Annotated in this window: 12 protein-coding genes and 1 pseudogene; 6 read left to right on the top strand and 7 right to left on the bottom strand. The window is 67.9% G+C overall.

The annotated features are described in order from the left end of the window. The 5 genes and pseudogenes from VHA82_RS05585 to VHA82_RS05565 all read right to left on the bottom strand — a co-directional run. The coding region (locus VHA82_RS05585; RefSeq protein WP_325541056.1) for a HAMP domain-containing protein at positions 1-2,773 on the bottom strand (2,773 nt) is incomplete at its 3' end. A 286-nt stretch (positions 2,774-3,059) separates the two neighbouring features. Beyond that, a complete protein-coding gene (locus VHA82_RS05580; RefSeq protein WP_325541054.1) occupies positions 3,060-4,184 on the bottom strand; it encodes a branched-chain amino acid ABC transporter substrate-binding protein in 1,125 nt (374 codons plus the stop codon). Positions 4,185-4,295: 111 nt separating this feature from the next. Next, positions 4,296-4,670, bottom strand: a complete 375-nt coding sequence (locus VHA82_RS05575; RefSeq protein WP_325541053.1) for a hypothetical protein — start codon at positions 4,668-4,670, stop codon at positions 4,296-4,298. Continuing rightward, positions 4,670-5,107 (bottom strand): DNA polymerase III subunit chi, encoded by a 438-nt coding sequence (locus tag VHA82_RS05570; RefSeq protein WP_325541052.1) that lies wholly within the window; start codon positions 5,105-5,107, stop codon positions 4,670-4,672. Before VHA82_RS05570 ends, VHA82_RS05575 begins: the two co-directional genes overlap by 1 nt. Positions 5,108-5,318: 211 nt before the next feature. Beyond that, positions 5,319-6,878 (bottom strand): annotated as a pseudogene (locus VHA82_RS05565) (leucyl aminopeptidase); the annotation flags it as partial. A gap of 46 nt (positions 6,879-6,924) precedes the next feature. Between VHA82_RS05565 and lptF the strand changes: the two are divergent. The 5 genes from lptF to VHA82_RS05540 all read left to right on the top strand — a co-directional run bounded on the left by lptF (position 6,925) and on the right by VHA82_RS05540 (position 11,660). Continuing rightward, positions 6,925-8,022, top strand: a complete 1,098-nt coding sequence (gene lptF / locus VHA82_RS05560; protein ID WP_325541050.1) for an LPS export ABC transporter permease LptF — start codon at positions 6,925-6,927, stop codon at positions 8,020-8,022. Next, on the top strand, positions 8,019-9,122 hold the full coding sequence (gene lptG, locus VHA82_RS05555; protein WP_325541049.1) for an LPS export ABC transporter permease LptG: 1,104 nt from the start codon (positions 8,019-8,021) through the stop codon (positions 9,120-9,122). Before lptF ends, lptG begins: the two co-directional genes overlap by 4 nt. Continuing rightward, positions 9,119-9,469, top strand: coding sequence for a CbiX/SirB N-terminal domain-containing protein (locus VHA82_RS05550; RefSeq protein WP_325541047.1), 351 nt, complete (start codon positions 9,119-9,121; stop codon positions 9,467-9,469). Before lptG ends, VHA82_RS05550 begins: the two co-directional genes overlap by 4 nt. 98 nt (positions 9,470-9,567) lie before the next feature. Continuing rightward, entirely contained in the window at positions 9,568-10,512 is a 945-nt protein-coding gene (locus tag VHA82_RS05545; protein WP_325541045.1) for a CysB family HTH-type transcriptional regulator, read from the top strand. Beyond that, positions 10,509-11,660: a pyridoxal phosphate-dependent aminotransferase gene (locus VHA82_RS05540; protein ID WP_325541043.1), complete on the top strand. Its 1,152-nt coding sequence runs from the start codon at positions 10,509-10,511 to the stop codon at positions 11,658-11,660. Before VHA82_RS05545 ends, VHA82_RS05540 begins: the two co-directional genes overlap by 4 nt. 42 nt (positions 11,661-11,702) lie before the next feature. Here VHA82_RS05540 and VHA82_RS05535 read toward each other — a convergent pair whose 3' ends face one another. Further along, complete coding sequence (locus VHA82_RS05535; RefSeq protein ID WP_325541041.1) at positions 11,703-12,401, bottom strand: (2Fe-2S)-binding protein; 699 nt, start codon at positions 12,399-12,401, stop codon at positions 11,703-11,705. A 164-nt stretch (positions 12,402-12,565) separates the two neighbouring features. Here VHA82_RS05535 and VHA82_RS05530 point away from each other — a divergent pair, with 164 nt between their 5' ends. After that, positions 12,566-14,758, top strand: coding sequence for a SulP family inorganic anion transporter (locus VHA82_RS05530; RefSeq protein WP_325541039.1), 2,193 nt, complete (start codon positions 12,566-12,568; stop codon positions 14,756-14,758). 9 nt (positions 14,759-14,767) lie between these two features. Here the strand turns inward: VHA82_RS05530 and hrpA are convergent, their stop codons facing one another. Beyond that, complete coding sequence (gene hrpA, locus VHA82_RS05525; RefSeq protein WP_414708630.1) at positions 14,768-18,568, bottom strand: ATP-dependent RNA helicase HrpA; 3,801 nt, start codon at positions 18,566-18,568, stop codon at positions 14,768-14,770. Positions 18,569-18,671 lie beyond the last annotated feature (103 nt).

The raw sequence follows: 18,671 nt of genomic DNA, 5'->3' as shown, positions 1-18,671 counted from the left end.
TGCCGGCCACGCCCTGCACGTCGGCCTGGCCGCCGAGCTTGCCTTCGGTTCCGACCTCGCGAGCCACGCGCGTCACCTCGGCCGCGAACGAACGCAGCTGGTCCACCATCGTGTTGATGGTGTTCTTCAGCTCCAGGATTTCGCCCTTCACGTCCACGGTGATCTTCTTGGAGAGGTCGCCCGCCGCCACGGCCGTCGTCACGTCCGCGATGTTGCGCACCTGGGCCGTGAGGTTGCCGGCCATCGAGTTCACGGAGTCGGTCAGGTCCTTCCACGTGCCGGCCACGCCCTGCACGTCGGCCTGGCCGCCGAGCTTGCCTTCGGTGCCCACTTCACGCGCCACGCGCGTCACTTCCGAAGCGAACGAACGCAGCTGGTCCACCATCGTGTTGATGGTGTTCTTGAGCTCCAGGATTTCGCCCTTCACGTCCACCGTGATCTTCTTCGAGAGGTCGCCAGCCGCCACGGCCGTCGTCACTTCCGCGATGTTGCGCACCTGCGAGGTCAGGTTCGACGCCATCGAGTTCACGGAATCGGTGAGGTCCTTCCACGTGCCGGCCACGCCCTGCACGTCGGCCTGGCCGCCCAGCTTGCCTTCGGTCCCCACTTCGCGCGCCACGCGCGTCACTTCCGAAGCGAAGGACGACAGCTGGTCCACCATCGTGTTGATGGTGTTCTTCAGGTCGAGGATTTCGCCCTTCACGTCCACGGTGATTTTCTTGGACAGGTCGCCCGCGGCCACCGCCTTCGTCACGTCCGCGATGTTGCGCACCTGGGACGTGAGGTTGCCCGCCATGAAGTTCACGTTGTCCGTCAGGTCCTTCCACGTGCCGGCCACGCCCTGCACGTCGGCCTGGCCGCCCAGCTTGCCTTCGGTGCCCACCTCGCGCGCCACACGCGTCACTTCGGAGGCGAACGATGAGAGCTGGTCCACCATCACGTTGATGGTGTTCTTGAGTTCCAGGATCTCGCCCTTCACGTCCACCGTGATCTTCTTCGAGAGGTCTCCCGCGGCCACGGCCTTCGTCACGTCCGCGATGTTGCGCACCTGCGAGGTGAGGTTCGACGCCATCGAATTCACGGAGTCCGTCAGGTCCTTCCACGTGCCGGCCACGCCCTGCACGTCGGCCTGGCCGCCGAGCTTGCCTTCGGTGCCCACTTCCCGTGCCACCCGGGTCACTTCCGAGGCGAAGCTTCGAAGCTGATCCACCATCACGTTGATGGTGTTCTTGAGCTCCAGGATCTCGCCCTTCACGTCCACCGTGATCTTCTTCGAGAGGTCCCCCGCGGCCACGGCTTTCGTCACTTCCGCGATGTTGCGCACCTGCGACGTGAGGTTGCCGGCCATGAAGTTCACCGACTCGGTCAGGTCCTTCCACGTGCCGGCCACGCCCTGCACGTCGGCCTGGCCACCCAGCTTGCCTTCGGTGCCCACTTCGCGTGCCACGCGCGTCACTTCCGAGGCGAAGCTTCGAAGCTGATCCACCATCACGTTGATGGTGTTCTTCAGCTCCAGGATTTCGCCCTTCACATCCACGGTGATCTTCTTGGAGAGGTCGCCCGCCGCCACCGCCTTCGTCACGTCCGCGATGTTGCGCACCTGCGAGGTGAGGTTGCCCGCCATGAAGTTCACGGATTCGGTCAGGTCCTTCCACGTGCCGGCCACGCCTTGCACGTCGGCCTGGCCGCCGAGCTTGCCTTCGGTGCCCACCTCGCGGGCCACGCGCGTCACTTCCGAGGCGAAGCTTCGAAGCTGGTCCACCATCGTGTTGATGGTGTTCTTCAGCTCCAGGATCTCGCCCTTCACGTCCACGGTGATCTTCTTCGACAGGTCCCCCGCGGCCACCGCCTTCGTCACGTCGGCGATGTTGCGCACCTGCGCCGTGAGGTTGCCCGCCATCGAGTTCACGGAGTCCGTGAGGTCCTTCCACGTGCCGGCCACGCCCTGCACGTCGGCCTGGCCGCCCAGCTTGCCTTCGGTCCCCACTTCGCGCGCCACGCGCGTCACCTCGGCTGCGAACGTGCCGAGCTGCTGCACCATCTTGTTGATGGTCATGGCGGTGCGCAGGAACTCGCCTTCGAGCGCGCGGCCCTCGGCTTCGAGCGCCATCGACTTCGAGAGGTCGCCCTGCGCCACGGCGCCGATCACGCGCGCCACTTCCGACGTCGGGTGCACCAGGTCGCCGATCAGCGAGTTGATCGAGTCCGCCGAATCGCGCCAGAAGCCGCTCGCGTTCGGCATCACGGCGCGCTCCTTCAGCTTGCCTTCCTTGCCCACCACGCGCGACAGCCGCGCGAGCTCGTGGGACATGCGCAGGTTTTCCGCGACGACGTCGTTGAACGCATCGGCCACCTTGCCGTAGAGGCCCGGCCAGTCCGCCGGCAGTTCCGCCTCGACATTGCCCTTCTTCAGTTCGGTGAGGCCCGTGAGCAGTACGCGCGAGCGCTCGTTGGCCACTTCCACCTCTTCGAGCAGCGCGTTGACCGCCGCGACGTTGTCCTGCCAGAAGCCGGTCAGTTTCTCGTCGCCAAGCCGCTTGGCGCCGCGCCCGTGGCGCGTGCCGTGTTCGATCGACTTCAGCTTGTGGTGCGTTCGGCCCGCCTGTGCCGAGAGCTCGTTGAATTCGGATGCGATCTTGCCGTAGAGGCCGTCCCACTCGGTGGGTAGCGTCACACCCGCTTCCCCGCGCCTGAATGCGCTCAGGGCCTTCAGAACGAGCCTCAGGTCGCCGTCACGATGATCCGCGGCAGGCAGCTTGGCCAGAACTTCCATGGTTTCCCCCAGAACTTTGAAGACGACTGCATTCGACGAACGCGATTCGGCAACGAGAAATGCCGAAGCTCGGCGGGCCAGCGTAGCGGGTTCGCGCCGACCGTACAACGTAGCGCAAGACGCCCGCCGCGCGGAAATCCAATGCCGGTGCGGGGTGTAGGACGGCGCCGACAGGAAAAAGTCGATTGCCCCTACACGGTCGAGCTGGGCCGGCGCTGCGTCGAAGCGACAAAAAAAATCCGCCCCGAAGGGCGGATCGTGTGGCGTCGAGCCCGATCGCGAAGGATCAGTTCAGCGCGGTCTTCTTGCCGTCCTTGTAGGTGTAGAGCGTCGTCGCGGCGTTCTTCAGTTCGCCGTTGGGCTCGAAGGAGATCGTGCCGGTCACGCCCTTGTACGACTCTTTCTTCAGCACCGGGATGTACTTCTTCGGGTCGGTGGAGCCGGCCTTCACCATCGCGTCGGCGAGCAGCATCGTCGCGTCGTACGTGTACGGACTGTACACCTGGAACTGGCCGGGATACTTCTTGTCGTAGCGGTCCTTCCACGCCGTGCCGCCGGGCATCTTGGCGAGCGAGGAGCCGCCTTCGGCGCAGATCGTGTTCTCGAGCGGCTTGGCGCCACCGGAGAGCTTGACGATCTCGGACGTGCAGATGCCGTCGCCGCCGAAGAACTTCACGTTGGTCATGCCGAGCTGCTCCATCTGGCGCAGCATCGGGCCGCCTTGCGTGTCCATGCCGCCGTAGAAGATGGCGTCGGGGTTCTTCGCCTTGATGGCGGTCAGGATCGCCATGAAGTCGGTGGCCTTGTCGTTCGTGTACTGCTCGTCCACGACCTTCATGCCCTTGGCGGCCGCGGTCTTCTTGAACACTTCGGCGACGCCCTGGCCGTAGGCGGTGCGGTCGTCCACGATCGCGACGCTCTTCAGCTTCAGCTTGTCCGCCGCGTACAGGGCGAGCGCGGCGCCGAGCGCGTTGTCGTTCGCGATGATGCGGTAGGTGGTGTCGTAGCCGGGCTTCGTGAGGGCCGGGTTGGTCGCGGCGCCCGTGACGTGCGGGATGCCGCAGTCATGGTAGATCTTGGAAGCGGGGATCGTCGTGCCGGAGTTCAGGTGACCCACGACGCCGGCGACCTTCGCGTCGCACAGTTTCTGGGCGGCGGCCGTGCCCTGCTTCGGGTCGGCGGCATCGTCTTCGGCCTGGATCTCGAACTTGACCGCCTTGCCGCCGATCTTCACGCCCTTGGCGTTCAGGTCCTCGATGGCCATGCGCACGCCGTTCTCGTTGTCCTTGCCGTAGTGGGCCTGCGGACCGGACATGGGCGCGACGTGGCCGATCTTGACAACCATGTCCTGGGCCATCGCCATGCCGCTCATGGCGGCAATGGCGGCGACAACCGTCAATTTCAATTTCATGGGGAGCTCTCCAGAGTGGGAAATGGGTTGAGATGTGTTTTTGCTCAACGGGCGCGACCATATCGCAATTTGCGGGCCACGCACATAAGGGAAAAGTCTAGTAACCCCGTGTCAACCGCGAGGCTTGCCCGCGTGTTGATGCTCCTGCGCGGCGATTTCCTCGGCGAGCGCCTGCGCCACCGCCTGCCGCACCATGGCCTCGATGCGTTCGCGCAGGGCCGGCGCGAGCGTGCGCGTGTGTTCGAGAACGACGGTCGCGATGGTCTCACGCAGTTTGCGCTCCAGCACCAGGTCCACGCGCCGCAGGACGCTTCGGGCGAGCTGCTCCTCCAGGAAGACGGGGTCGGACTGCGGCTGCGCGGGTGCCGCCGCCGGTGGTGAAGCGCCAGAGGGTTGGGTGGCTGCGGTTGGGGTTGCGGCCGGCGGCTGCGTGCGCACGACTTCCGTGAGGGTCGGCACGAACCGCGGCGGCGATCGCCCGGCCATCAGCCTTCCCCCGCGGCGCCGAGGTCATGGCGCTTGATGGCATAGCCCCGGTCGGCGTAGTGCTTCCACCGCGCGCGGGCCTCGATGCGGTCCTCCTCATCGACCGTCACGACTTCGATCAGGCGCTCGAAGCGCTCGAAGCCTTCGGGCACCGTGTGGCCGAGGTTCACGAGGACCTCTTGATGCGGCGCTGTCCGCGGGGATTCGGCGAGCACCACCGGCGAAGCCTCGAGCACCTGCGGCGCGGCCTGGGCCGCATGGCAGTGCGCGATGAATTCGAGCGGAGAAAACGTCCAGAGCTCCACGTCGAGCTGCCGCAGCTGCTCGCGCTTTCCAGTCACCACCACGCGCGCGCCGGTGCCCACCGCCTTGCGGGTGAGGCGGCACGCGTAAGCGAGCTTGCCCGGCGCGTTGAAGTGAAAGGCGATTTCGGTCATTCGTCATTTCCGCGATGGCGGCGCTCCAGGGGCGATTTCATTTGTTGGTCATTCCGCCATTCGTCATTCCGGCGAAGGCATTCGTCATTCCGGCGATGGCATTCGTCATTCCCGCGAAAGCGGGAATCCAGGGCTTTCCTCAGGCCCCACGGAACGCTCTGGATCCCCGCTTTCGCGGGGATGACGGCTCGAGCGGCGACGCCGCCTTACTCGCCGAGGCCGCCTTGCCCCCCGACGCGGCCTTGCCCCCCGACGCGGCCTTGCCGCCCGACGACGCCTTGCCGCCGGCCGACCCCTTGCCTCCTGCCGCCTTCCCCCCAGACGCAACGCCCCCCGCCTGCGCCAGCACGTACTGCGTCAACAGCCCCACCGGCCGCCCCGTCGCCCCTTTGTTCTGGCCCCCGCTCTTCCAGGCCGTGCCCGCGATATCGAGATGCGCCCACTTGTAGTTCTTGCCGAAGCGCTCGAGGAATTTCGCCGCCGTGATCGAGCCGCCGGCCCGGCCCGCCACGTTCGCCACGTCCGCGAAGTTGGTCTTGAGCCCTTCCGCATACTCTTCGTCGAGCGGCATGCGCCAGCAGGGATCGAACGCGGCTTCGCCCGCGGCGTGCAGGTCGGCCGCCAGCTGGTCGTCCGTCGAGAACAGGCCGCTTCGAATGTGTCCGAGCGCCACCACGCACGCGCCCGTGAGCGTCGCGACGTCGACCACGGCCCGCGGCTTGAACCGTTCCGCATAGGTGAGCGCGTCGCACAGGATGAGGCGCCCCTCGGCGTCGGTGTTCAGCACTTCGATCGTCTGCCCCGACAGGCTCGTGAGGATGTCGCCCGGCTTGTACGAGCCGCCGTCGGGCATGTTCTCGCACGAGGGAATGAGGCCGATCACGTTGACCTTCGGCTTCAGCTCGCCGAGCGCCCGGAAGGTGCCCAAGACCGAGGCGGCGCCGCCCATGTCGAACTTCATCTCGTCCATGTCGGCGGCCGGCTTGATCGAGATGCCGCCCGAATCGAACGTGATGCCTTTGCCCACGAGCACGACCGGCGCGTCGCCCTTGGCGCCGCCCATGTGCTTCAGCACGATGAAGCGCAGCGGCTCCTTCGAGCCGCGCGCGACGCCGAGAAAAGAGCCCATGCCAAGCTTTTCCACTTCCTTCGGCCCGAGCACTTCGCACTGGAAGCCGTGGGCCTGCGCGAGCTTCTTCGCCTCCTCGCCGAGCCGCGTGGGCGTCGCGTAGTTCGGCGGCTGGTTGCCGAGTTCGCGCGCGAATTCGATGCCCGCGGCCAGCGCCTTGGCCGTCTCGAAGGCCTGCCGCCGGGCGGAGGCGTCGCCGACGCCGACGACGACGCGCCTCAACTCGCGCCCCTCGGGCTTGGACTTGGTCGTGACGTAGACGTAGGTGCTCTCGGCCACCGCGCTCACGGCGGCGCGCACGGCGTCGTCGCCCGCGCCGTCCGGCAGCACGACGACCAGGCGCTTCGCGCCGCTCGACCGCACCACGCCCATCGCGCCTTGCACCGCCGTCTGGACGCGCCGGGCCGAGCCGTCGCCCGCGCCCACGAGCAGCGTGCGCGTGGCGGCGATGCCTTCGCTGCGATAGGCCTGCAGCATCTTGCCGGGCTTCGGCTCGAGGTCCTTCGCCGCGAGCGCGGAGGCGGCAAGCTTCGAGAGGGCGTCGTTGCCGCCCTTGAAGCCTTGCGTCACGAGCAGAACCAGCACGTCGCACTTCTCGGCGGCCGCGCCCGCCGTGCCCAGGGTCTCGAGTTCGAAGTTCATAATGGCCTGTTTTGTCTTACCGCGCATCATGCGCGCGTCGGCGCCGATGTTATTCGATTCGTCCCTCAGGAAGGAGCTCGCCCGCAGCTTCGGGGCTTCGCTCGTCGTGCTGGTCACCATCGTGATGACCATGACGCTCATCCGCACGCTGAGCCTTGCCAACCGCGGCAGCGTGAACCCGCAGGAAGTGACGATGGTGATGGGCTACACGGTGCTCGGCTACCTGCCGCTCATCATCACGCTCGCCCTCTTCATCGCGATCGTGGGCACGCTTTCGCGCATGTACCGCGACAGCGAGATGGCGATCTGGTTTTCCGCGGGCCGCGGGCTCGCCGCCTTCCTGCCTCCGCTCTTTCGCTTCGCCTGGCCGATTCTCGTCGTGGTGGCGGGGCTTTCGTTCGTCGTGTGGCCGTGGGCGAACAGCCAGGCGCTGGAGCTGAGGGACCGCTACGGCCGCCGGGGCGACCTCGAACGCGTCGCGCCCGGCCAGTTCCAGGAATCGGCCAACGGGCGGCGCGTCTTCTTCCTCGACAAGGACACGCCCGACAACAAGTCGGGGCGCAACATCTTCATCTCGACTTCCGAGCCCGCCAAGGAGACGATCACCTCGGCGCGCAGCGGGCACGTCGAGACGATCGGCGACGCGCAGTTCCTGCTGCTGCAAAACGGCCAGCGGATGGAAAATCATCTCGCCGACCACACGATGCGCGTGAGCGAGTTCGAGGAATACGGCAGCCGCGTGAGCGCGAGCGAATTCGCGGCTTCGGACGAGTCGCCCGCCCGCACTCTCTCCACGCTTCGCCTGCTCGTGGACCGGCGGGCGCCGCAGCGGGCCGAACTCGCGTGGCGCATCGGGCTCGCGCTGGCTGCCGTGAACTTCGTGGTGCTCGCCGTGTCGGTCTCCAGCGCCAATCCGCGCGCGGGGCGCAGCGGCCACCTGATCTTCGCGCTCTTCGCATTCGTCGTGTACTACAACCTGCTCAATCTCGGCCTCAACTGGATCGCGACGGGCCGCGCCGGCTTCGGCGCTTTCCTTCTCGGCGTGCACGGCCTCGCCTTCGTCGTGGCCGCGCTCTGGCTCGGCCAGCAGCACAACAACTGGAGCCTCGCCGCCTTGCTGCGCGGACGGCGCAGGACCGCGTGAAGACGATCCGCCGCCTCATCTACACCGAAGTCCTCGCCGCCGTGGTCTTCGTGGCCGTGGGCTTCCTCGCCCTCTTTTTCTTCTTCGATTTCATCGACGAAGTGCCTTCGATCGGCAAGGGCGTGACGCCCTACCGCCTCACGCAGGCGATGCTCTACGTGGGCTCGCGCGTGCCGAGCCACCTGTACGAGCTCCTGCCCATCGCCGTCTTGATCGGCACGATCTTCGTGATGGCGCGCCTTGCCCAGAGCTCGGAATACACGATCCTGCGCACGAGCGGCCTCGGGCCGTGGCGGGCGCTGCGGACGCTGCTCGCGCTCGGCCTGTTCTTCACCGTCGCGACGTTCCTGATCGGCGACTACATCGCACCCGCGGCCGACCGCACCGGGCAGCTCCTGAAGGCGCAGTTCGAAGGACGCATCACGGTGGGCTTCACCGGCGCGTGGCTGAAGGAGCGCCAGCGCTACAGCTCCTTCAGCGTGAACGTGGGCTCGCTCAGTCCCACCGGCAACATGCAGGCGGTGCGGATCTTCGAATCGGATTCGCGCGGCTTTCTCGTGTCGATCACGCAGGCGCCGCGCGCGCGTTTCGACGACAACGCGTGGATTCTGGAAGACGCCGAGCGCCGCGAGTTCGCCGAGCCCGCGCCGGGCCAGCTCGCGAAGGTGGAGCAGACCCACGTGCCGCGCATGCGCTGGCCGACCGAGATCACGCAGGAGATGGTGTCGGTGGCCCTCCTGAAGCCCGACCGCATGAGCACGATCGATCTCTTCCAGTACATCGACCACCTGAAGGCGAACAACCAGACCTCGCAGCGCTACGAGATCGAGTTCTGGCGCAAGGTGTTCTATCCGCTCTCGTGCCTCGTGATGGTGGTGCTCGCGCTGCCCTTCGCCTACCTGCACTTCCGCTCGGGCGGGATCACCGGGTATGTCTTCGGCGGCGTGCTGATCGGCATCAGCTTCTTCCTGCTGAACAACGTGTTCGGCTACGTCGGCAACCTGCAGAACTGGCTGCCGTGGCTCACGGCCGCGGCGCCGGGGCTGCTCTATTCGATGCTGTCGCTCGCGGCGTTCTCCTGGCTCGTGCTCAGGCGATGAAGGCGGTCATCCTGCTCGGACACGGCTCGCGCGATCCGCTGTGGCGCGAGCCGATGGACGCGGTCGCCTCCCGCGTCGCGGCGCGCGGCGTGGCGGTGCGGTGTGCTTTCGTCGAACTGCAGGAGCCGGATCTCGCGGCGGCCGCGGCAGCACTGGTGCGCGAAGGCGCGACGCATCTCACCGTCGTTCCGCTGTTTCTCGGAGCCGGCCGGCACGCCCGGGTCGACGTGCCTCGCATGGCCGACGATTTGCGGCGAACCCACGAAAGCCTCGTCATCGAGTTGCGTCCGTTCGTGGGGGATGACGCCCGGGTGCTGGACCTGCTCGCGTCGATCGCGAGCGAGTGAGCCGCGGTCACGTTTCGAAGCCGGTCGGCACGCGCCGCGCGAGAGCTGGGGTTGCGTGAATCCTGCATAATGATTTCCTTCGTTAGAAGAAAATCGGCATGAATCTCCACCAGTTCCGCTTCGTTCAGGAGGCGGTCCGTCGCAACCTCAACCTCACGGAGGCCGCGAAGGCGCTGCATACGTCGCAGCCCGGCGTGTCGAAGGCCATCATCGAGCTGGAGGAGGAACTGGGCGTCGAGATCTTCGCGCGCCACGGCAAGCGCCTGAAGCGCGTGACCGAACCCGGCCAGCACGTGCTGAAGAGCATCGAGCTCATCATGCGCGAGGTGGGCAACCTGAAGCGCATCGGCGAGCAGTTCAGCGCGCAGGACAGCGGCACCCTCTCGATCGCCACCACGCACACGCAGGCGCGCTACGTGCTGCCGATCCCGGTGGCGAAGCTGCGCGAGGCGTACCCCAAGGTGAGCGTGAGCCTGCACCAGGGCTCGCCCGACCAGGTGGCGCGGATGGTGCTCGACGAAGTGGCCGAAATCGGCATGGCCACCGAATCGCTCTCGGACTACCCGGACCTCGTCACCCTGCCTGCCTACGAATGGGAACACGTGCTCGTGCTCCCGCTCGGGCATCCGCTTGCGAAGAAGGAGCGGGTGACGCTCGAGGACCTCGCGACCGAGCCGCTCGTCACCTACCACCCGTCGTTCACGGGCCGCACGCGCATCGACCACGCGTTCGCGCAGCGCAAGCTCGCGCCGCGCATCGCGCTGGAGGCGATCGATTCGGACGTGATCAAGACCTACGTGCGCCTCGGCCTGGGCATCGGCATCGTCGCGGAGATGGCCGTGCGCGACGACAACGGCAACAGCGATCTCGCGGCGCGGCCGCTCGGCAACCTCTTCGGCCGCAACCTCGCGCGCGTGGCGTTCAAGCGCGGCGCCTACCTGCGCAACTTCGTGTATCGCTTCGCCGAGCTGCTTTCGGACCGTCTCGACCGCAACCTGATCGCCAAGGCCATGAGCGGCCACGGCAACGACTACGAGCTATGACGACTCCCGCGATCGCAACCAAGCTCCCCTCCGTGGGAACCACCATCTTCACGGTGATGTCCGCGCTCGCCGCCGACAAGGGCGCGGTGAACCTGGGCCAGGGCTTTCCCGATTTCGACTGCGACCCGCGGCTCGTCGATGCTGTCGCGGACGCCATGCGGCGCGGCCTGAACCAGTACCCGCCCATGACCGGCGTGCCGGCCTTGCGCGAGGCGGTGGCGTCGAAGATCGAAGCGATGTACGGCCGCAAGTACAACCCCGCATCGGAAATCACGATCACCGCCGGCGCGACGCAGGCGATCATCACCGCGGTGCTCGCGATCGTGCGCGCCGGTGACGAGGTGATCGTGCTGGACCCCTGCTACGACAGCTACGTGCCCAATATCGAGCTCGCGGGAGGCGTCGCGGTGCGCGTGCCCCTCGTGCCGGGCACGTTCCGCCCCGACTTCGACCGCATCGCCAGTGCGATCACGCCCCGCACGCGAGCGATCATGGTGAACTCGCCGCACAACCCGAGCGCCACGGTGTGGTCGCGGCAAGACATGCTGACGCTGCAGGAGCTCCTCGAGCCCACGGGTGTCTTCGTGATCGGCGACGAGGTGTACGAGCACATGGTCTACGACGGGCGCGCGCACGAGAGCATGGCCCGCTTCCCCGGCCTTGCCGAGCGGTCGTTCATCGTCTCGAGCTTCGGCAAGACTTATCACGTGACGGGCTGGAAAGTCGGCTACGTGGCGGCGCCGGCGGCCATGACCGCGGAATTCCGCAAGGTCCACCAGTTCAACGTCTTCACGGTCAACACGCCGGTGCAGCACGGGCTCGCGGCCTACATGGCCAACCCCCGGCCGTCGCTCGAGCTCGCCGCCTTCTACCAGCGCAAGCGCGATCTCTTTCGCGAAGGACTCGCGCGAACGAAGTTCAGGCTGTTGCCGAGCGAGGGCAGCTACTTCCAGTGCGTCGACATCTCCGCGGTGAGCGACTTGCCCGAAGAGGCGTTCTGCAAGTGGCTCACCGGCGAAATCGGCGTGGCCGCCATCCCGCTGTCGGCTTTCTACGGCGACGGGTTCGATCAGCGCGTGGTGCGATTTTGCTTCGCGAAGCGCGACGAGACGCTGGTCTCGGCGCTTCAGCGGCTCGCGAAGTTGTGATCCGGGTGGCGTGCCGCGGTCGAGGTGACCGACAGCGCGCCTTCAGCACCGGATCGCGTTCCTGCAAAACCGCGAGAGCTCCCGCACGACGGCTCGCCCCGTCACCATGTTGTGCGCGGACGGCCCCACGTCGATGCTCAGCTTCGCTTCGTACTTGCGGAAGAACTCCTCGAACAGCTCCCCGCCCAGGGTCGCATAGGCCGTGAGCGAATCCGCTGCCGCGTCGTGCTGCAGCAAGACGGCGCAAAGCGGCTGCGTCGCCGGGCCCGCGAGCACTTCCGCGCCGCGCGCCGGATCGTACTGGCTGTGCTCGGCGCAGCAGTGGATCAGGTTGTCCTGCACGCCCTTTTGCGCGCGATCCTTTCGAAAGCTGATGAAGCTCACGTCGCGCGTCGGGTACACGAGCTTGTGCGCGCAGATCGCGCTGAACGCCACGACACTCTGCCCGGGCCCGACGCCGCCCGGCCACGCGTACGGCTCGTGTTCGCGCGTGCTGAGCGACTGCGGCCGCACCGCCTTGCCGAGATTCAGCAGGAACACGGGCGTGGCTTCGTACGGATAGTGGAAGACGTAATTGAGGTTCGCCTTCAGCCGGCTCGCGCGCAGCACGTCGCCGCGCTCGTCCACCAGCAGCACGCGCGCATAGGCCCGGGGCCGGACGTCGGCGCCGAAGGCGGGCATGCCTTCGGCGAGGCAGGCGGCGCCGAGCGTGCAAGTGCCGATGAAACTGCGTCGATCCAAGGTTGCCGGCGCCTTCTTCGTGACAGCTTTCGTGACCGTGCGGTGAGCGCACCGTGAGTTGAGCCCACGGTACCAAGCCGGGGGCGAACGCGTCATTCGGCCTTTCACCGCAACCCAAAGTTGCCATTTGCACGATTCGCCGATTGCCCATAATGCGTGCGCACATGGTCGACAACGATTCGGGGGAAGCTCGCATCCGGTGGTCCACGGAACTGGCCGGCGGCGCCGTGGCCGGCATCGTCGCCGTCGCGTATGCCATGTCATATGCGGCGCTGCTCGTGCCCGGACGGCTCGCGCCGCTTCTTCCGACCGCGCTGGCACTGGCCCTCGTCAATGCCGCGCTCGGTGCGTTCTGGCTCGCCTGGCGCAGCCAGCTGCCGTTCGCCATCGGCGGGCCCGACGGCAACACGACGTCGATCCTCGCGGCGATGGCGGCCACCCTCGGCATCGCCGCGGCCGGGCCGGGCGCGGAGCAGAACGTGCTGTGGCTGCTTGCGCTCACGACGATCCTGTGCGCGCTCCTTTTTCTCGCGCTCGGCCTCGGCCACCTCGGCCTGGCCGTGCGCTACGTGCCCTACCCGGTCGTGGGCGGCTTTCTCGCATCCACCGGCTGGCTGATCTGCGTGGGCGCGCTGCGCGTCGTCGTGCCGCTGCCGGCGCAAGACGCGCTGGGCATGTCGCTTGCGACGCTGGCGCGCCCTGCCGCGATCGCCGCGGGCGCGATCGCGCTCGTGCTGCTCCTCGTCTTTCGCCGCCCGCGCCATCCGATGCTCCTGCCCGCGCTGCTGCTGCTGGCCGCGGCCGCGATGCTCGGTGGCCTGCATCTTTTCAGCGTGAGCGAGGCCGAAGCCCGCGCATCCGGCTGGCTCTTCGACTTCGCGCAGGAACCGCGCTGGGTCACGCCCTTTCATCCCGGCGCGGCGGCACCCGACTGGGGCTGGCTCGCGGGACAGTGGCTCGACATGCTCGCGGTCGCGGCGGTCGCCGCGATCACCGTGCTGCTCGGCGCCTCGGGGCTCGAAGTGATGTCCCGGCGCGACATCTCGCTCGACCGCGAATTGCGCGAGCACGGCTGGCTCAACCTGGTCGCGGCCGTCGCGGGCGGCTACCTGAGCCTCGTCTCGGTGAGCCGCAGCACCGTGCTGCTGGATAGCGGCGTGCGCACGCGGGCGGCGGGGATGCTCTGCGCGGCGGTCTGCGTGGCCGCGCTCGCGGGCGCGGCACCCTTGCTGCAGGCCGTGCCGCGCCCGGTGCTCGCGGGCTTTCTTCTCTACCTCGGGCTTTCCATTCTCTGGGAATGGGTGATCGACGTGCGGCGCCACATCGGCCTCACGGACTGGTCGCTCATCTTCATCATCCTCGCGACGACGGCGACGATCGGCTTCACCGTGGCGGTGCTGGCCGGCATCATCGTGAGCTGCCTCAACTTCGCGCTCAGCTACAGCCGCGTGGGCGTCGTGCAGCACGACCTGGACGGCTCGGCGCTGCGCAGTTCCGTGCAGCGGCCCGCGCGGCACCGGCAACTGCTCGCCCGCGAGGGGGCCTCGATCCGCGTCCTGGTGCTGCGCGGCGTGATCTTCTTCGGCACGGCAAGCTCGCTGCTGGACCGCATGCGCGGCTTCCTGCAAGGTGGCGCCGCCGGCACGGATGTCGCGGCGAGCCGGGTGCTCGTTCTCGACTTCACGCATGCCGCGAGCACGGATTCGTCCGCCGGCTTCACGTTCACCAAGATCGCGCAGCTGGCGCAGGCCTGCGGCGTGCGGCTCATCGTGGCGGGCCTGGGCGCCGGCACGCGCGACGCGGTCGTGCAGGGGATGGAAGGCGCGGCCATCGCGGACACGCTGGACCAGGCGCTCGACGTGGCCGAGGATGCGCTCCTGCGCGCCCACGGCTTCGACCCGCTCGCCGATCAGGAGCCGATCGGCGACTGGCTGCGGCGCGAGCTGGGCGACACGGGACACGTCCAGGTCCTCGCACCCCTCATCGAACGGCGCGAGATCGCGAAGGACACGATGCTCATGCGCGAGGGCGAAGCGTCGGACGCGACGCTCTTTCTGATCGAGAGCGGCCGCTTCAGCGTGACGCTCGGTGGGCAGACCGAGGGGCGCCGTCTTGCCACGCTCACGGCGGGCACGATCGCGGGCGAGATGGCGCTTTACGACGACGCGCAGCGCTCGGCCACGGTGACCGCGGAGCACGACAGCGTCGTGTGGGCGCTCAGCCGCTCGGTGCTGGAACGGCTGCACCGCGAGGCGCCCGACACCGCGATGCGCGTGCACGCGTTCATCGTGCGCACGCTTGCCGAACGCGTCCGCCAGGCGAATGCGGCCGCGGCCGCGCTGCAGCGCGGGGCATGAAGCGCCTCGTCACGAATTGAGCTGCGCCCACACTTTCTCGATGCGCTTCACGCTCACCGGCTGCGGCGTCTTCAGCTCCTGCGCGAAAAGGCTCACCCGCAATTCCTCCAGAAGCCAGCGAAGGTCTTCCATCCGCGCGTCGACCGCGCCCTTGCGCTCGGCCACGAGCCGCCAGTAGCGCTGCTCCTGCGGCCGCACCTCCCCCATGCTCTGCGCATCGCGCGCGGGGTCCGTGCGCAACTTGTCCAGGCGCAGCGTGATCGCCCGCAGGTAGCGCGGCAAGTGCTGCAGCCGCGGCCAGGGCGTGTCGGCGAGAAAGCGCCCGGGCATCAGCCGCTGCAACTGCTGCGCGGCGTCCGCGGTCGACTCGGGCTGGTTCTTCGTGTCCTTGATCTTGCGCGCGGCGGCCGCGTAGTCGGCAAGCACGGTCCCCGCGAGGCGCGCCACTTCGTTGGCGATCAGCGTGAGCCGCCCGCGGCCCTCCTCCAGCCGCTGCCTGAAGGCGGCTTCGTCGGCGGGAAGCGGCTCCATCAGGAAGGCGCGGTCCAGCGCCACCTCCACGATCTGGTCGCGCAGGTCCTCCTGCGTGCCAAGCGGCATGAAGGCGACCGCCATGCGCTGCAGGTCGGGAATGTTCTTCTCGAGATACCGGAGCGCATCGCGCAGCTGCAAGGCGAAGAGGCGCCGCAGGCCCGCGCGATGCCTTGCGGCAGCGACGTCCGGCTCGTCGAAGACTTCGATGGCGACCGCCTCGCCCCGGTCGATGAGGGCCGGAAAGCCGACGAGGCTCGTGCCGCCCTTGCGGACTTCCATGAGCTCGGGCAGTTCGCCGAAGGTCCAGGCGGTGTAGCGCGGGTCCTGATCTCCTCCCGGCTTTGGGGGGAGGCCGGGCGGGGCGCTCACGGCCGGCGGGACTTCCGTGCGCGTGCCCGCAACCTGCCCTCCTCCGGAGGCCGAGGGTTCCTGCCTTGTCGTTGCCCGCAGCCCCGCCAGCGCCTGAAACGCCCCTCTCGCCTTCCCCCCGAGCTCGGCCTTCAGCGCACCGAGATTGCGCCCCATCCCGAGCTGGCGCCCATGCTCGTCCACCACGCGAAAATTCATGAAGAGATGCGCGGGCACCATGTCCAGCTTGAAGTCCGTGCGCTTCACGTCGAGGCTCGTCGCCTCGCGCACCGTCTTCAGCAGCGCATCCGTGAGCGACCCGACGGCCCAGTGCTCGTCATCGCCCAGCACCTGCGCGAGCCGGGCGGCGGATTCCGGCAGCGGCACGAAGCGCGAACGCGGCTTTTGCGGCAGGCTCTTCAGCATCGCCTGAATCTTGTCCTTCAGGAGCCCGGGCACGAGCCATTCCGCGCGATCCTCGCCGACCTGATTGAGGACGAAGAGCGGCACCGTCACCGTCAACCCGTCGCGCGCGTCGCCCGGCTCGTGCAGGTACGTCGCGGCGCAATCGACCCCGCCCAGGCGGATCGTGCGCGGAAACGCGTCGGTGGTGATGCCTGCGGCCTCGTGGCGCATCAGCTCGTCGCGCGAGAGCTTGAGCAACCCCGGGTCGCCCCGGCTCGCCTCGCGATACCAGCGTTCGAACGCGGCGCCGCTGGACACGTCCTTGGGCACCTGCCGGTCGTAGAACGCGAAGATGAGCTCGTCGTCCACGAGCACGTCCTGCCGGCGCGACTTGTGTTCCAGCTCCTCGACTTGCCGCACCATCTTCCGGTTGGCCGCGAGGAAGGGCAGTTTCGTTTCCCAGAGGCCCGCCACCAGGCCCTCGCGGATGAAGATCTCGCGCGCGCCCTGCATGTCCACCCGCGCGAACGGCACGCGGCGGCCGCTGTAGATCACGATCCCGTAGAGCGTGGCGCGTTCCAGCGCGATCACTTCGGCGGCCTTCTTTTCCCAGTGCGGATCGAGCAGCTGCTTCTTCAGCAGGTGCGCCGCCACGTGTTCGATCCATGCGGGCTCGATGTTGGCGATGCCCCGTCCGAAAAGCCGCGTCGTCTCCACGAGTTCGGCGCACACGATCCAGCGGCCCGGGCGCTTCTTCAGGTGTGCTCCCGGGTGCGGAAAGAACTTGATGCCCCGCGCGCCGAGGTAGCCGTCTTCTTCTTCGAGCTTCTGGCCGATGTTGCCGATGAGGCCCGCGAGCATCGACTTGTGCAGTTCCTCGTACGTGGCCGGCTCGGCGTTGAGCTTCCACTTGTGTTCGGCAACCACCGTGTGCAGCTGCGTGTGGATGTCGCGCCATTCGCGCAGCCGCCGCACGTTGATGAAGTTCTGGCGCAGGAGCTGCTCGAACTGGCGGTTGGACAGCTTGTGTTCGCGGCCCTTGCCGCCGCGCGCCTCCTCGATCCAGTTCCAGAGGCGCACGTAGCCCGAGAACTCGCTTTTCTCGTCGTCGAACTTGGCGTGCTGCTGGTCGGCCTGAGCCTGCAGCTCCAGGGGGCGGTCGCGCACGTCCTGCACCGAAAGGGCCGCGGCGATGATGAGCACTTCGTGCAGCGCGCCGCGCTGCCTCGCCTCGAGGATCATGCGGCCCACGCGCGGGTCGAGCGGCAGGCGCGCGAGCTCGCCGCCGGTGGCCGTGAGCTCGTTGTCGTCGTCCACCGCGCCGAGCTCGGCGAGGAGCTGATAGCCGTCCGTGATCGCGCGCCGCGAGGGCGCATCGATGAAGGGGAAATCCTCGACCGGTCCGAGGCGCAGCGACTTCATGCGCAGGATGACGCCCGCGAGCGACGAGCGCAGGATTTCCGGGTCGGTGAAGCGCGGCCGCGCCGCGAAGTCGTCTTCGCCGTAGAGGCGGATGCAGATGCCGTTGGCCACGCGGCCGCAGCGGCCGGCGCGCTGGTTGGCCGCCGCCTGGCTCACGGGCTCCACGAGCAGTTGTTCGACCTTGCTGCGCAGCGAATAGCGCTTCACGCGCGCGGTGCCGCTGTCGATCACGTAGCGGATGCCCGGGACCGTGAGCGAGGTCTCCGCGACGTTGGTCGCGAGCACGATGCGCCGTCCGGTATGCGAATCGAACACGCGATCCTGCTCGGGCTGCGAAAGGCGCGCGAAGAGCGGCAGCACTTGCGCGTTGCGCGTGAGCGGGCTGTGGGAGAGGTGCCGGCGCAGGTGCTCGGCGGCCTCGCGAATCTCGCGCTCGCCGGGCAGGAAGACGAGGATGTCGCCCGGTGCGTTGCCGCGCCACAGCGCGTCCACCGCGTCCGCGATCGCCTCGTTCAGGCCGTAGTCGCGCGACTCCTCGAAGGGCGCCCAGCGCTGCTCGACGGGATACATGCGTCCCGACACCTGGATGACCGGCGCCGGGCCCCGCGCGGAGGCGAAGTGCCGCGCGAAGCGTTCCGCATCGATCGTGGCCGAGGTGACGATCACCTTCAGGTCCGGCCGCCTCGGCAGGAGCTGGCGCAGATAGCCGAGCAGAAAGTCGATGTTGAGGCTGCGTTCGTGCGCCTCGTCGATGATGATCGTGTCGTAGGCCTGCAGGAGCGGGTCGGACTGCGTTTCGGCAAGGAGGATGCCGTCGGTCATCAGCTTGACCGATGCGTCCTTCGCGAGCCGGTCGTGAAAGCGCACCTTGAAGCCGACGACTTCGCCGAGCGGCGTTCCGAGCTCTTCGGCGATGCGCTTGGCGACGCTGGACGCGGCGATGCGCCGCGGCTGCGTGTGGCCGATGAGCTTGCCGCGCCCGGGCGGGGCGTTGGCCTTGCCGCGGCCCATCGCGAGCGCGATCTTCGGCAACTGCGTCGTCTTGCCCGAGCCGGTCTCCCCGCAGACGACGACGACCTGATGCGCGGCGACCGCCGCCATGATCTCGTCGCGCCGGGCGGAGACGGGCAGCGCGTCGGGGAAGGTGATGCTCAAGGGAAAGGCCAAGACTGCACGGGACTCGCGGCGAGGGGGTGAATTATGG

Source organism: Ramlibacter sp., from assembly GCF_035548915.1.
Lineage (GTDB): Bacteria > Pseudomonadota > Gammaproteobacteria > Burkholderiales > Burkholderiaceae_C > Ramlibacter.
This window is presented reverse-complemented; position numbering and strand designations above follow the sequence as displayed.